Origin of the sequence: Tamlana crocina, from assembly GCA_040429635.1 — a bacterium.
Taxonomy (GTDB): Bacteria; Bacteroidota; Bacteroidia; order Flavobacteriales; family Flavobacteriaceae; genus Flavisericum; species Flavisericum crocinum.
On sequence record CP158972.1, the window covers coordinates 995609 to 1010402 of the forward strand.

At 38.4% G+C, this 14794-nt stretch carries 14 protein-coding genes and 1 tRNA gene; 13 read left to right on the forward strand and 2 right to left on the reverse strand.

The features are described 5' to 3' along the window. Positions 1-33: 33 nt before the first annotated feature. From ftsZ to rpe, 13 genes are all read left to right on the forward strand, one after another. Positions 34-2031, forward strand: coding sequence for a cell division protein FtsZ (gene ftsZ / locus ABI125_04430; GenBank protein ID XCF07103.1), 1998 nt, complete (start codon positions 34-36; stop codon positions 2029-2031). Positions 2032-2211: 180 nt separating this feature from the next. Next, positions 2212-2661: a GatB/YqeY domain-containing protein gene (locus ABI125_04435; GenBank protein XCF07104.1), complete on the forward strand. Its 450-nt coding sequence runs from the start codon at positions 2212-2214 to the stop codon at positions 2659-2661. 36 nt (positions 2662-2697) lie between these two features. After that, positions 2698-2771, forward strand: a tRNA-Arg gene (locus ABI125_04440). Between the two features lie 106 nt (positions 2772-2877). Continuing rightward, on the forward strand, positions 2878-3747 hold the full coding sequence (locus tag ABI125_04445; protein ID XCF07105.1) for a zinc-dependent peptidase: 870 nt from the start codon (positions 2878-2880) through the stop codon (positions 3745-3747). 151 nt (positions 3748-3898) lie between these two features. Then, entirely contained in the window at positions 3899-4318 is a 420-nt protein-coding gene (locus ABI125_04450) for a CBS domain-containing protein (protein ID XCF07106.1), read from the forward strand. Between the two features lie 142 nt (positions 4319-4460). Next, the gene (locus tag ABI125_04455; GenBank protein ID XCF07107.1) at positions 4461-5891 is read left to right on the forward strand and encodes a glycosyltransferase family 2 protein; all 1431 of its coding nucleotides are present in this window, start codon (positions 4461-4463) and stop codon (positions 5889-5891) included. 306 nt (positions 5892-6197) lie between these two features. Beyond that, positions 6198-7004: a pyrroline-5-carboxylate reductase gene (gene proC, locus ABI125_04460; protein ID XCF07108.1), complete on the forward strand. Its 807-nt coding sequence runs from the start codon at positions 6198-6200 to the stop codon at positions 7002-7004. A 1-nt stretch (position 7005) separates the two neighbouring features. After that, positions 7006-7785, forward strand: a complete 780-nt coding sequence (gene proB, locus ABI125_04465; protein ID XCF07109.1) for a glutamate 5-kinase — start codon at positions 7006-7008, stop codon at positions 7783-7785. A gap of 11 nt (positions 7786-7796) precedes the next feature. Then, positions 7797-8996, forward strand: coding sequence for a glutamate-5-semialdehyde dehydrogenase (locus ABI125_04470; protein ID XCF07110.1), 1200 nt, complete (start codon positions 7797-7799; stop codon positions 8994-8996). Between the two features lie 112 nt (positions 8997-9108). Beyond that, entirely contained in the window at positions 9109-9483 is a 375-nt protein-coding gene (locus ABI125_04475) for a hypothetical protein (GenBank protein XCF07111.1), read from the forward strand. Between the two features lie 171 nt (positions 9484-9654). Further along, on the forward strand, positions 9655-10518 hold the full coding sequence (locus ABI125_04480) for a sigma-70 family RNA polymerase sigma factor (GenBank protein XCF07112.1): 864 nt from the start codon (positions 9655-9657) through the stop codon (positions 10516-10518). Between the two features lie 158 nt (positions 10519-10676). Further along, complete coding sequence (locus ABI125_04485; protein ID XCF07113.1) at positions 10677-11084, forward strand: BLUF domain-containing protein; 408 nt, start codon at positions 10677-10679, stop codon at positions 11082-11084. A gap of 45 nt (positions 11085-11129) precedes the next feature. Next, on the forward strand, positions 11130-11792 hold the full coding sequence (gene rpe / locus ABI125_04490; GenBank protein ID XCF07114.1) for a ribulose-phosphate 3-epimerase: 663 nt from the start codon (positions 11130-11132) through the stop codon (positions 11790-11792). 80 nt (positions 11793-11872) lie between these two features. Here rpe and ABI125_04495 read toward each other — a convergent pair whose 3' ends face one another. Together ABI125_04495 and rpsO are read right to left on the reverse strand one after the other, a co-directional pair. After that, the gene (locus tag ABI125_04495; protein XCF07115.1) at positions 11873-14107 is read right to left on the reverse strand and encodes a polyribonucleotide nucleotidyltransferase; all 2235 of its coding nucleotides are present in this window, start codon (positions 14105-14107) and stop codon (positions 11873-11875) included. Positions 14108-14393: 286 nt separating this feature from the next. Then, the gene (gene rpsO / locus ABI125_04500) at positions 14394-14663 is read right to left on the reverse strand and encodes a 30S ribosomal protein S15 (GenBank protein XCF07116.1); all 270 of its coding nucleotides are present in this window, start codon (positions 14661-14663) and stop codon (positions 14394-14396) included. Positions 14664-14794 lie beyond the last annotated feature (131 nt).

Consider the following 14794-nt stretch of genomic DNA (forward strand, 5'->3'; position numbering starts at 1 on the left):
ATATAGAGTACAAACCCCAAAAAAGAGAATTTTATGAGCAGCAGAAAAGAATTCGACAGTATCGCATTTGATTTACCTAAAAACCAATCAAGTGTCATTAAAGTTATCGGCGTTGGCGGTGGTGGAAGCAATGCCATAAACCACATGTTCCAACAGGGCATAAAAGGTGTAGATTTTTATATCTGTAATACTGATTCGCAAGCCCTGCAAAACAGTGGTGTGCCCAACAAAATTCAACTCGGTGTGAATTTAACCGAAGGCTTAGGGGCAGGGGCCAACCCAGAAATTGGAGAACAAGCTGCGCTAGAGAGTTACGACGATATCACACAAATGCTCGATACCAATACCAAAATGGTTTTTATCACCGCCGGAATGGGTGGTGGTACTGGTACAGGAGCCGCACCTATAATTGCGAAAATGGCCAAAGACCTTGATATTTTAACGGTGGGCATTGTAACCATGCCGTTTCAGTTTGAAGGCCGTATGCGTATTGAACAGTCGCAAAAAGGTATCGAAAGACTTAGAGATGTAGTGGATTCATTAATCGTAATAAATAACAATAAACTTCGTGAGGTTTACGGGAATTTGGGCTTTAAGGCTGGGTTCTCTAAGGCAGATGAAGTGCTATCTACAGCTGCTCGTGGTATAGCCGAAGTTATTACGCACCACTACACACAAAACATCGATTTACGAGATGCCAAAACCGTTTTAAGTAACAGCGGAACGGCCATTATGGGGTCGGCACTGGCATCGGGTCAAAACCGTGCGCAGGAAGCCATCAGAAAAGCCTTGGATTCGCCGTTGTTGAACGACAATAAAATCACCGGAGCCAAAAACGTATTGTTGCTTATTGTTTCCGGAACTCAAGAAATCACCATTGATGAAATTGGTGAAATAAACGACCACATTCAAAATGAAGCTGGCCATGGCGCCAATATCATTATGGGGGTTGGTGAAGACGAAGCGCTTGAAGAATCTATTGGCGTAACCATCATTGCTACGGGTTTTAACATCGAGCAACAAGACGAAATTTCAAATACCGAAACCAAAAAAGTGGTACATTCTTTAGGTGAAGACCAAGAGTTTCAACCCAAGGAAAAAGAGCCCGTTATCATTGCGCCAAACATAGAATTAGAAAAGAAAGAAGAGCCACAAGTGGTTCGCCATACTTTGGATTTGGAGATAGAGGAAGAAGACATTAATCCGTTGCCAAAACCTGCGCCAAAGCGCCAAATTGATAATGCCTCACAAGCTGCAAAAGATTTCAATTTGATTCCTACTTCAGAAATTATAAAAAATATGGACGTGGTTTATGAAGAAGTTAGTGCTAGCATCGAAGAGGAAGAAGATTTCATTATCAAGCCGGTTACCCGAATGGATGCTGAAAGTAATGAAAATAAGAAAATAGAAAAGCAAGTGGATGAGGTTGAGGAAGAACAACAAATTACGCTGACTTTTGATTTGCCCATTTCAGAAAAGAAAGAGGAAAGCAAGCCCAAACAGCAAAACGTAATATCTTACGATTTGGATGAAGAGGAAGTAAAAGATGTAAAGGTGAATGATTATGTTGAAATCATCACTGTTAATGAAACCAATGAAACTGGCGATATCCATTACGCTTTGGATGATTATGAAGAAGTGGAATCGGCCATGAACGAGAAATCTTCAAAATCAAAACATCAGATAGAGGAAATCGATCAGGAAGTGGTTTTTGAAAAGAAGGTAGTAAAAGCACTTGAGCCACAAGAGCAGGAGGAAGACATCGACCCGATGAACACGCCAATTTCTGAGTTGTTGAAAGAGCGTGCCGCAGAGCGTAGACGGAAAATGAAGGACTTCAATTATAAATTCAATACGTCTAAAATTGATGATATTGAAAAAGTGCCGGCATACAAACGTCAAGGTCTGGATTTGAGCAATGCCAGACATTCTTCGGATAACGATATGTCTCGAACAAGCATCGGTACAGATGATAATGATGATATAAAATTGAGAAGCAACAATTCGTTTTTGCACGATAACGTAGATTAAAAATTCAGAATTTAACCACTGTGTTTGTCTCTCACCCCGAAAAGCCCTCACTTTTCGGGTTTTTTTATGTTTAGTTATTTCGGCTTAGCCAATTTTCATTTTGTAGAAGAAAATATTGATGCCGTTCTTGCTAAGGCAGAAATCTATGTTTATCTTCGCAGCTCTATTAGTCGTTAAAACATGAGTTTACAGCAAGAAGTAATGTCGGCTTTAAAAGAAGCCATGAAATCTAAAGACCAAACAGCTCTTACGGCTTTGCGTGCCATAAAATCTGCTATTTTATTGGCGCAAACCGAAAGTGGAGCCAAGGAAGAATTATCAGAGGAGCAGGAGCTTAAAATACTTCAAAAACAAGTAAAACAACGTCGTGACAGTGCTGCTGTTTATTTAGAGCAGGGCAGGGAGGATTTGGCAGCTCCAGAATTGGCTGAGGCCGATGTGATTTCCCAATTTTTACCAGAAGCCCTTTCTGAAGAAGAAATTGAAAAAGTAGTTGTGGCTACTATTGAGCAAACTGGTGCAGAAGGCATGAAAGATATGGGAAAAGTAATGGGTATTGTTAGCCAGGAATTGGCTGGTCAAGCCGATGGTAAAACTATTTCGGCTATAGTAAAAGCTAAATTATCTTAAAATAAAAATATTATATCTGCTTTCGCAGGTGTTAACGGCCCCGTGGCGCAACTGAATAGCGCATCAGATTTCGGCTCTGAGGGTTGGGGGTTTGAATCCCTCCGGGGTCACAAAAAACTCCACTTAAATTTTAAGTGGAGTTTTTTTATTGGTTAAACAAAAAAAATGTGCCATTTTTAGACTTTCCTAAAATTAAAACCTAACCACAGGGAGTCAATGTTAATCGATCAATCTGCTCTACATTCTTTTATTGGATATTTTATTTTAGGGCTGTTGGTATGCGGCGTGGTCGTATTGCTGTTGATTTATATAAGAAGAGTCATTACTGCAATTTTAGATTCTGCAGAAACGCTTTACGCATCAATTTCAAAACGCCCATTGTTTGTACATTTCTATTTATTTAAAAGAAAATTGAATATAGAGCAGATTCGTATCCTGGAAAATCATTTTACTTTTTATAATCGATTGGATGCCAAATATAAGCGTTACTTTCGGCATCGGGTGGCAACTTTTATTAAGAAAAAGAATTTTCAGGGGAAAGAAGGTTTTGTAATCACTGAAGAAGTGAAGGTACTTGTCTCTGCAACGGCGGTTATGCTCACTTTTGGTTTTAGGAAGTACCTTATTGACTACGTTAAATTCATATTGGTGTATCCAACAAAGTATTTTTCCCAGATAAATAAGACATACCACAAAGGCGAGTATAATGCCCAATTAGAAACTTTGGTGCTGTCTTGGGACAACTTCCAAGAAGGTTTTAGAATTGAAGACGATAAGCTTAATTTAGGTATTCACGAGTTTGCCCATGCCATTCATTATAGTAGTATCAAACAAGAGGATATCAACTCCATAATTTTTGTTGATACATTTAACGAACTACGGGAGGAGCTTGCAGTAAATCAGCATTTAAAAAACGAATTGGTATCTTCAAACCTAATAAGAAGCTATGCTTTAACAAATGATGCCGAACTGTTGGCTGTTGTTATTGAAACATTTATCGAAGCTCCCCAAGCATTCTTAGGCTTGTTTCCCGAGGTTTACGGCAAGCTAAGGCAAATGCTCAATTTTGACTTCAACGGGTATTAGCAAGGTAATCTTTAAACTTTTAAATTGGCGGATTTTTTAAGGCCTATCAATTGTGTTTTAGGTTTTTCAAATGATTGGCCACATGATTTTTATCATACATTTTCAGGTTTTTGATTGGTAATTTAGTCATACTAACAAAAACACAAAAGTTATGATACGGAATGCGCCAGTTTCAATAATAATGACCGAGCATGTTATTACATTAAACAAAAGAGACAGTTTGGAAAAGGCAGAATACTTGTTTAAGCACCATAAAATAAGACATATTCCGGTGGTAGACAAAAGTAAGGTAATAGGTATGCTTAGCTTTACAGATTTATTGCGGCTAAGTTTCGCAGATGTTACCAATGAAACAGATACAGCCGTAGATGTTATGGTGTATAATTTATTTACTATTGAACAAGTTATGAAACGCAATGTAGTTACTGTTACTACCTCAAACACCATAAAGGAAGTCGCCGAAATTTTGGCCATAAGAGAGTTCCATGCCTTGCCAGTGGTTGATAATAATAGTTTGGCGGGAATTGTAACCACAACAGACCTCATAAAATATTTACTAAAACAATTTTAAGAGGAAGTAATAATTGGTTGTGTATTACTTAAAATTTAAAGAAAATCCATAAATGTAAAATTTCTGTTAAATGGAAAGAAGCTAACATCTAAAATGTGTTTTTAAAACGTAAATGGGGGTAACTAATTAATTATAAAAATTTATGGCCCCTAAACACAATGCTTCAAAACCTACAACACCAAAAAAACAAATAAAAAATTTAAAGAGTCGATTCGCTTCATTTTTCAATAGCCACGGAAAGACCGATAACCCTCAGAATAGAATAGTCCTTTTGAGCACATTTCTATTTATAATCATGGGGGTTTATATGTTTTCGGTATTCCACAACGATTTTGAACAAGTTAACGCCGAACGCATGAGTACCACCCCTGGGATGATTTTCTTGGGCATAGGGCTGCTTCTTTTATTGTTTAAGGCCTTTTATTTCATTTTTATGGCATTCAATTTTTTAAAGTACAAAGCCATTCCGTCGGTAACCGATAGCGAATTGCCCACATGTACCGTAATTGTTCCTGCCTATAATGAGGGCAAGCAGGTTTGGGATACTTTAATGAGTTTGGCTGAGAGTAATTACCCAAAAAGCAAAATACAATTACTGGCCATTGACGATGGTAGTTTGGATGACACTTGGGACTGGATGAAGGATGCCAAGGAAAAATTGGGAGACCGATTAGAGATTTACCAACAGCCCCAAAACCAAGGTAAACGCCACGCGTTGTACAGAGGATTCCATTTGGGAACGGGAGAGGTATTTGTAACCGTCGATAGCGATTCTGTTGTTACGGTCGATACCCTTAGAAATCTCGTTTCGCCGTTTGTTAATAATGAGCAATGTGGTGCCGTAGCCGGGAATATAAGGGTGCTGAATAACAAAAAAGAAATGCTACCAAAAATGTTGGACGTTAGTTTTGTAATGAGTTTTGAGTTTGTACGTTCGGCCGAAAGCAAATTGAATTCTGTGTTGTGTACTCCAGGTGCATTGGCGGCCTACAGAAGCACTGCGGTACATAAATGCCTTCCGGAGTGGATCAATCAAACTTTTATGGGACAACCTTCGGATATTGGAGAAGACCGCGCCATGACCAACATGATTTTGAAACAAGGTAATCACGTTCTGTTCCAGCGAAATGCAGTGGCCTACACCAATGTACCTGAAAAATATCCAGGGCTTTATAAAATGTTTATTCGTTGGGGACGCAGTAACGTTCGTGAAAATATAGCCATGGCCAAATACGTTTTTACCAATTTTAGGGAAGGCAGCAAATTTGGAAGCCGATTGCTGTTTTTTGCCCAATCACTCAGAATCATTATGAGCTATCCTTTGGTGTTATTTATGTTGTTTTTTGTATTGACGCATCCGCTGTTGTTTTTGGGGTCAACGATGTTGAGTATTCTAATTATTTCATCGTTTTCTGTATTGTTTTATGCGCACCGTTACGAAATAAAGGAATCTGTTTGGGCATACACCTACAGCGTATTTTATACTTTTGGTCTGTTCTGGATTACACCTTACGCTATTGCAACGGCAAGCAGAAGAGGGTGGCTAACACGAGGTTTGGCCGAGAAAAAGTAAAACGCCTTTCTTATTCTTTTAAAGAAAATATACTTAATTTCAGACGCGCCAAAATCAACTTTTGGCGCGTTTTTGCTTTAAAACTCTCAATTTGTCACCGACATTGTGTCAGTTTTGGCTGTAAGTTAAGAATTTTAAATTATCATATACTCAAACATTTGAGTAGTTTTCTTCAAAATATTTCAACAAAAACGATAAAAGCATTCAATTCCCAAAATTCTTAAAATCAAAATTTCATTTTGGCACTGTCGCACAGATGTTGTGGTTTAATAGTCGATAAAAAAGTTTATTAACTAAAAAACATTTATGAAAGTATTAGTAATTGGAGCAGGAAATATGGGTTTAACTTACTCTGAGGGCATGGCAAGTTCGCCGCTTTTGAGCAAACACAAACTCAAAATATACGACACTGATCCAAAAAAAATTACAACTTTAAGAGAAGACGGACGATTTGATGTATATGACAATTTAGACGATTGCCTGCCCAAGGCAGATATCGTTTTTGTAGCCGTAAAACCATATCACAGTGATGGTTTGTTCGAGCAAATGAAACCCATGTTGAACAAAGAGCAAGTTATTGTATCTTTAATGGCGGGGGTAACTATTGAAACCATCCAAGGAAAATTGGAGGTGCCAAAAGTAATTAGAACGATGCCTAATTTGCCGGCACAGGTTGGTAAGGGTGTAACATCTTACACGGAATCTGAGAGTGTTTCAAAAATCGAACTCATTATGGTTCGAAATTTATTGGACACCACAGGGACATCCATACACGTAAGCACCGAAAAGTTTATAGATGCTTCCACCGGAATTTCGGGTAGCGGGCCGGCATACGTATTCTATTTTATGCAATCTATGCTGGAGGCGGCCCAAAAAATGGGTTTTTCAGATTACGATTCTAGAGTGTTGGTTACCAATACTTTTGAAGGAGCGATAGAGCTGTTCAACCAGTCTGATATTTCTCCCCAAACTTGGATCAGTAGAGTGGCTTCTAAAGGAGGAACCACACAGGCCGCCATAGATTCAATGGAAGATAATAACGTAAAACAGTTGATTCAAGAAGGCGCTTACGCTGCTTTTGATAGAGCTGTGGAATTAGGAAAAGCAAAATAACATGGCAGACGACGATATTAAAAGAGTGGTGGTTAAGGTAGGGACCAATGTACTAACCAACCGCGATAACCGTATTTTAGGTCCTGTATTACGCGAGTTGGTAAGGCAAATTTTTGTGCTTTACGAACGCGGCATTATGGTGGTATTGGTGTCATCAGGTTCGGCCATTGCCGGTCGCGAAGTTTTGGGGTCAACCAAAATAACCGATAAATCAATACGCAGGCAGGTATATTCATCTGTTGGTCAGCCCCGATTGATGCGCTATTACTACAATATTTTCCATGATTATGGAATGCAATGTGCCCAAGTGTTGGCCACAAAACGTGATTTCGACCCTGGTTTGCACCGCGAAAATATGATTAATTGTTACGAAGGTTTATTGTCCGAAGGTGTAATTCCTATTGCAAATGAGGACGATGCCGTATCGTTAACCATGTCGATGTTTTCAGATAACGACGAGTTGGCCAGTTTGGTTGCCGAATTGATTGATGCCGATAGATTGATTATATTGTCGGATACCGACGGTTTATATACCGGCCATCCAGACGATGAAGATTCTGAAAAGCTACATGAAGTTAAAGGAGATGAAAACGTTGAAAAATACGTTCAGGCTTCCAATAAAAAAGAAGGTGAAGGCCGAGGAGGCATGGCTTCAAAAATTAAAATAGCAAAAGGTACCGCGAAAAAAGACATCCCAACCTATATCGCAAACGGAAAACGTGAAAATGTTATCGTAGATATTATTGATGATAAAGAAATTGGTACTAAATTTATACACTAAAAAATAACCAGATGAAACTTTTAAGTTCAGACATAAAAAATAAGGTACTCCAATCTATGATTGATATTATAGATCGGGAGCGCGACAATATCATTAAAGCTAACCAAAAGGATTTGGATGCTTTTAACCGAGACGATCAGGCGCTTTACGACCGATTGGTAGTAAACGAAGCCAAAGTAGACGGCATGATCCAGGCGATTAAGGAGGTTAAGGAGCAGGACGACCCGGTTGGAAAGGAAATTTCGAACGTTACTTTGGATAGTGGTTTGAAAATAACTAATAAAACAGCTCCTTTCGGAACGATTTTGATTATTTACGAATCTAGACCAGATGTGACTATTGAAGCGGCTGTACTAGCTTTTAAGGCCAATAATAAAATTTTATTAAAAGGCGGAAAGGAAGCGATTAACAGTAACTTGATTTTAGAAAAATGTTGGCACGAAGCTTTGGAAGAAAATGGCCTGTCTAAAGAATGGATCAGGCTATTGCACCTTCAGCGTGAGGAAACGCAAGAGTTTTTAAGAAACCCAACAGAACCATTAGATTTAATTGTGCCACGTGGCGGTGAGCGTCTCATTAAGTTTGTGAAAGACCACGCTAGCTGTGCCGTATTGGTGAGTGGTCGTGGTAACAACTTTTTATACGTATCTGAAGATGCCGATTGGGAAAAAACCATCAAAGTTTTGGTTAACGCCAAAACCCATAAAATTTCGGGTTGTAATGCTTTAGATAAAGTTTTAATCAATAAAAACATCCCGAATTATGAGGCTAAGTTAAAAGAGCTTCAGGAGGTTTTAAAAAGTGTTAATGTTAATATTTTGGTTGATGGAAACATCGGAAAAACCTTAACCGATGAAGCCCAAATTCCAGATGAAGATACTTGGTACGAAGAGTTTTTGGCATTGAAAATAGTACTTGCCGAAGTCAGCTCGCTGGATGAAGCTATTGAAAAAGTAAATAAGTATTCAGGAGGGCATTCCGCAGCTATTCTAACGGAAGATAAAGATAAGGCCACTTTGTTTATGGAACAGGTGGACAGTGCAGCGGTTTATCATAACGCTTCAACACGATTTACCGATGGCGGGCAAATGGGCGTAGGAGCCGAGTTGGCTATTAGTACCGATAAATTACATCACCGCGGTCCATTAGGATTAAAGCAGTTGGTTACCAATAAATACTATGTTTTTGGTGATGGGCATGTAAGGGTTTAAATTATAATGTCACTGCAGAACCACTTGTTTATCAGGTGGTTCTGTGTATTAATAAAACGTTAAACCATTCAAAATAGTTGTTTTTCACAAGATTTTTGTTATACTATATGTTATGGTTTATACAGACAAAGAAAAATACTCAGACGTTTTAGAAGACTCGATCGCTTACCTCGAAAATCACGGTTTTGAAAATATCAAAGCCGATTTTGAAGGCTATGAAAGCCCAAAATCCTATACCAAAGCAGGAAGCGATATATCCATCACCCCAGATGTTGTGGCAACTAAGGAAGGCCGAAAATACTATTTCGATATCAGCCTTAAATCCGAAAAACCCAAATTACTTAAATCAAAATGGTTGTTTTTAAATACGTTGAGCAACCTAAAATCGCACCGTTTTAAGCTTATTACCAAACGCGGACATTATAAATTTTCGCAGGACATGCTTGAAGCCATCAATCTTAGCGATAAAAAACTGATTAAAATTTAACATACGAAATTCAAATTTCGATTTGTCTCTTCACATGTGACCATTTTAGTATTTGTGTATCTAAAACATAAATAAAAAAATGTGGTTTTTTTGTAACATTTATTTTAGTTTGTACGTATAACTATTAAATGCCCCATTTATTCACGCATTAAATTAACAGGAGAACATTAAATGAGACAACTTAAAATTACGAAGCAGGTTACTAATAGAGAAACCGCTTCGTTAGACAAATATCTGCAAGAAATTGGAAAGGTTGATTTGATTACCGCAGATGAAGAAGTTGAATTGGCACAGCGTATTAAAGCTGGCGACCAAGTGGCTTTAGAGAAATTAACCAAGGCCAACTTGCGTTTCGTAGTATCGGTAGCCAAGCAGTACCAAAACCAAGGATTAACATTACCCGATTTGATTAACGAAGGTAATTTAGGTTTAATTAAGGCTGCACAGCGTTTTGATGAAACGCGTGGTTTTAAATTTATTTCGTACGCCGTTTGGTGGATTCGTCAATCAATCCTTCAGGCTTTGGCCGAACAATCGCGTATTGTACGTTTACCGCTGAACAAGATTGGTTCGATTAATAAAATCAACAAAACCTTTGCGTTTTTAGAGCAAAGCCATGAGCGTCCGCCTTCCGCTGAAGAAATTGCGAAAGAATTGGATATGACCATTAATGACGTAAAGGAATCGATGAAAAATTCGGGCCGTCACGTGAGTATGGATGCGCCATTGGTTGAAGGGGAAGATTCAAACCTTTATGATGTATTGAACAGTGGTGAATCTCCAAACCCAGATAAGGAGTTGTTGCACGAATCTTTACGTACAGAGATTGAGCGCGCTCTTGAAACTTTAACGCCCCGTGAGGCTGATGTTATTCGTCTGTATTTTGGTTTAGGCAACCAACACCCCATGACTTTGGAAGAAATTGGAGAAACATTCGATTTAACCCGCGAGCGTGTTAGACAGATAAAAGAAAAAGCTATTCGTAGACTAAAACATACGTCTAGAAGTAAAATATTGAAAACTTATTTAGGATAGTTTCACGTAGAAATGACGACTAAATTACAGTAACAACAGTTACACACATAACTGTTCGTTTTTTGATTGATGAAAGAACCCCCGGCTGATTACCGGGGGTTTATTTTTATCTGTTTGTACTATTTTTTGTATTTTCAAGGTTCAAACATTTTTTTTCAATGATTAAAACGGTGTGTTATTTAAGCGATTCGGTAGAGCATAATACCATGGACGAATTGAAAACTCTATATGAAAAAGCCAAAGAGAACAATCGTGCCAATAACATAACGGGTGTTTTAATTTACAAAGACCGTAACTTTTTGCAGGTTTTAGAGGGGGAAGAACATCATGTTGACCAAACTTTTAAGCGGATAGAAAAAGACAAGCGACATAAAAATATTTTTGAGATAATAAATTCGGAAATTGAAGAGCGCATCTTTGAAGATTATAATTTTGGGTTTACCATTGTTAATAATAGTGAAGAACTTAAAAATTTATATCAGTATTTAGATTGGCTAAAGGAGGCTGATAGCTCGCATGTAAACAAAGTAGTTAAGATGGTTGAAAACTTTGTTTCAAGTAAGTAATCCAATAAAAACCATTACTTTTGCAAAAAAATAAAGTCAACCTTAATGAACTCTAAATTAATAGCACCCTCTCTGCTAGCAGCCGATTTCGCCAATTTACAACGCGACATAGAAATGGTAAACCAAAGTGATGCCGACTGGTTCCACATTGATATTATGGACGGTGTTTTTGTGCCTAATATTTCTTTTGGAATGCCCGTTTTACAAGCCATTCAAAAGCATGCTAAGAAAACTTTGGACGTACACCTCATGATTGTCGATCCTGATAGATATATAAAAACTTTTGCCGATTTGGGGAGCGACGTGCTTACCGTGCATTACGAAGCATGTCCGCACTTGCATAGAACCCTTCAGGCCATAAAAGCAGAAGGCATGAAGGCTGGAGTTTCATTGAATCCACATACCAACGTGAGTTTACTGGAAGATACCATTAACGATATTGATTTAGTATTGATTATGAGTGTGAATCCGGGGTTTGGTGGACAAAGTTTTATTGAAAACACCTATGAAAAAGTAAAACAACTTAAAGCGCTAATTGAACGAAAAGGCGCTAAAACCATAATTGAAATAGACGGTGGCGTAACCAACAAAAATGCCAAAAAACTTGTGGATGCTGGCGCCGATGTTTTAGTGGCAGGTAGCTATGTGTTCAAGAGCGACAATCAATTAGAAACTATAAAAGACTTAAAGGCGATAGTAAATTCTTAATGTTCCTTTAAAAACCTGAAAAATAAAAGCCCGTTTCAATTTTTGAAACGGGCTTTTTTATTGGATGAGATTAATGAGGATTAATCTTCTCTGTTGTTTCGAGGTTTGCGGTTATCGCGGTTACGATTGTCTCTGCCTCGGTTGTCACGACTGCCACCTTTATTATCTCTTGGTGTACGTGGTTGCCAACCTTCAGGTTTTGGTAAAATAGCTTTACGCGATACTTTTTCCTTGCGGGTTTTTGGGTCTACACCAAAGTATTTTACATCGAAAACATCGCCCATGTTTACCACATCGCTTACGTTTTCAGTACGTTCCCAAGCCAATTCGCTAACATGCAATAAGACTTCGTTTCCTGGGGCTTCGGTATATTCAACCACAGCACCAAAATCGAGCATTTTTATCACTTTCACTTCATAAACGCTACCTACTTCAGGTTTGAACATTAAGGAGTCAATTTTAGCTAAAACAGCATTGATGCCCTCTTGTCCGGTTCCTAAAATTTCAACAATACCTTCTTCGGTAACTGGGTCTTCGTTAATAACGATAGTGGTTTTGGTTTCTTTTTGTAATTCTTGAATCACTTTTCCACCAGGTCCAATCAAGGCTCCGATATATTCGTTAGGAATAATTCGGGTAACCATTTTTGGAGCATGCGATTTTACATCTGCATTCGGCTCTGAAATGGTTTCAGTAATTTTATCTAAGATATGTAAACGACCATCACGTGCCTGCTTTAATGCATTCACAAGAATTTCGTATGACAATCCTTTTACCTTAATATCCATTTGGCAAGCCGTAATACCATCGGCAGTACCAGTAACCTTAAAGTCCATATCACCTAAATGATCTTCATCACCTAAAATATCAGATAACACGGCGTATTTACCAGTTTCGGTATCGGTAATCAATCCCATGGCAATACCGGAAACAGGTTTTTTCAACTGAACACCCGCATCCATCATGGCCATGGTTCCGGCACAAACCGTTGCCATAGAAGACGACCCGTTAGATTCCAAAATCTCGGAAACCACACGTACGGTATAAGGACAATCTTCAGGAACCATACCTTTCAAGGCACGTTGAGCCAAGTTTCCGTGACCCACTTCACGACGTGATGTACCACGAATTGGTCGTGCTTCACCAGTTGAAAAGGGAGGGAAGTTATAGTGCAAATAGAAACGCTCTTCGCCTTCAAAAGATGGCATATCAATTTGGTTGGCTTCTCTTGAAGTTCCCAAAGTAACCGTAGCCAAGGCTTGAGTTTCTCCACGTGTAAAGATAGACGAACCGTGAGTTGATGGTAAATAATCCACCTCGCACCAAATCGGGCGGATATCGGTAGTTTTACGTCCGTCTAAACGTAAACCTTCGTTTAAGGTTAAATCGCGCACTGCGTTTTTCTCGGCTTTGCTATAATATTTCGAGATTAAATCGCCTAATTCTTCTTGTTCCTCTTCAGAAAAAGAAGCTACAATTTCTTCTTTAATTTCGGCAAATGCAGCACCTCTTTCGTGTTTTGATGAACCTGCCTTTGCTACGGCATACACTTTATCGTAAGCCAAATCGTGAATCTTTTTAGCTAAATCTTCATCTTCAACTTCTGGCTCGTATTCACGGGTTTCTTTTTTTCCGAAGGCTTCAGCTAATCTAATTTGCGCTTCACACTGCACCTTAATGGCTTCATGGGCAAATTTGATGGCTTCGGTCATTTCTTCTTCTGAAATTTCATCCATTTCACCTTCAACCATCATTACTGAATCTGCGCTGGCACCAATAACCATATCGATGTCGCTTTCCTCCAATTGAGCCAAAGATGGGTTGATGATAAATTCACCATTTACACGACCAACTCTTACTTCAGAAATTGGGCATTCAAATGGAAAATCGGATAGTTGAATAGCGGCAGAAGCAGCTAATCCAGCCATAGCATCTGGCATCACGTTTTCGTCGTGAGACATCAATTGTATCATGACCTGTGTTTCACTGTGGTAATCTTTTGGGAATAACGGACGCAAAACACGGTCTACTAAACGCATGGTTAATACCTCACCGTCGCTAGGTCTAGCTTCTCTTTTGAAAAATCCGCCAGGGTAACGCCCTGCTGCAGCGAATTTTTCACGATAATCTACCGTTAAAGGTAAAAAGTCAACATCGGCCGACTTGTAATTGGAAACAACCGTACATAATAGCATACAGTTTCCAGATTGCACAACAACGCTACCGTGCGCCTGTTTTGCCAATTTTCCGGTTTCGATAGAAATTTCTCTACCGTCACCAAGGTCAATGACCTCTTTAAAAACTTGTGGTTTCATAATTTTCTTTTGTAGCCTAAGAGTTAATCGCACTTAAGCTATGTTAAACAATGGTCGGTGTGTTGTTGTGTGTAGTGTTGTGTGATGACCAATGAAAAACTGTAATGAGCTTCTTCTGTTTTGTGTCATTGCGAAGCAAATTTTTAATTTGCTGTGGCATTTCCTTAAATGGAAAATTTTGCCACGTTTTAACTGCGCTTAACGCAGACTAGTTACGTTCTTCGCAATGACATTGTAACTTGTGTAAATATAAAAACAAAAAAGAGGCTGTAAAAGCCTCTTTTTATTATTTTCTTAATCCTAATTCTTTTACTATGGCACGATATCTTAAGATATCTTTCTTAGTTAAGTAATCAAGTAAAGCACGACGCTTACCTACTAATTTAACCAACGAACGCTCGGTGTTAAAATCTTTACGATTGTTTTTTAAGTGCTCGGTTAAGTGGTTTATACGGTGTGTAAACAACGCAATTTGTCCTTCGGCGCTACCAGTATCGTTCTTTCCTTTACCGTGCTTTTCGAAGATGTTTTCTTTTACTTCTTTTGATAAATACATGCTAATATTATTGTAAATGATTGTTATGTACACGAAAGTCTTTCTTCCGAGCGGCAAAGATAGATAATTTTTATGATTGCACAATATTTCTTTTTCTGTGAAGTTTTCAGTAAATTAACGTAAAATTTTTC

Coding starts and splice junctions, on each gene's coding strand:
- ftsZ (XCF07103.1), top strand. CDS start 34: ATGAGCAGCAGAAAAGAATTCGACAGTATCGCATTTGATTTACCTAAA.
- ABI125_04435 (XCF07104.1), top strand. CDS start 2,212: ATGAGTTTACAGCAAGAAGTAATGTCGGCTTTAAAAGAAGCCATGAAA.
- ABI125_04445 (XCF07105.1), top strand. CDS start 2,878: ATGTTAATCGATCAATCTGCTCTACATTCTTTTATTGGATATTTTATT.
- ABI125_04450 (XCF07106.1), top strand. CDS start 3,899: ATGATACGGAATGCGCCAGTTTCAATAATAATGACCGAGCATGTTATT.
- ABI125_04455 (XCF07107.1), top strand. CDS start 4,461: ATGGCCCCTAAACACAATGCTTCAAAACCTACAACACCAAAAAAACAA.
- proC (XCF07108.1), top strand. CDS start 6,198: ATGAAAGTATTAGTAATTGGAGCAGGAAATATGGGTTTAACTTACTCT.
- proB (XCF07109.1), top strand. CDS start 7,006: ATGGCAGACGACGATATTAAAAGAGTGGTGGTTAAGGTAGGGACCAAT.
- ABI125_04470 (XCF07110.1), top strand. CDS start 7,797: ATGAAACTTTTAAGTTCAGACATAAAAAATAAGGTACTCCAATCTATG.
- ABI125_04475 (XCF07111.1), top strand. CDS start 9,109: ATGGTTTATACAGACAAAGAAAAATACTCAGACGTTTTAGAAGACTCG.
- ABI125_04480 (XCF07112.1), top strand. CDS start 9,655: ATGAGACAACTTAAAATTACGAAGCAGGTTACTAATAGAGAAACCGCT.
- ABI125_04485 (XCF07113.1), top strand. CDS start 10,677: ATGATTAAAACGGTGTGTTATTTAAGCGATTCGGTAGAGCATAATACC.
- rpe (XCF07114.1), top strand. CDS start 11,130: ATGAACTCTAAATTAATAGCACCCTCTCTGCTAGCAGCCGATTTCGCC.
- ABI125_04495 (XCF07115.1), bottom strand. CDS start 14,107: ATGAAACCACAAGTTTTTAAAGAGGTCATTGACCTTGGTGACGGTAGA.
- rpsO (XCF07116.1), bottom strand. CDS start 14,663: ATGTATTTATCAAAAGAAGTAAAAGAAAACATCTTCGAAAAGCACGGT.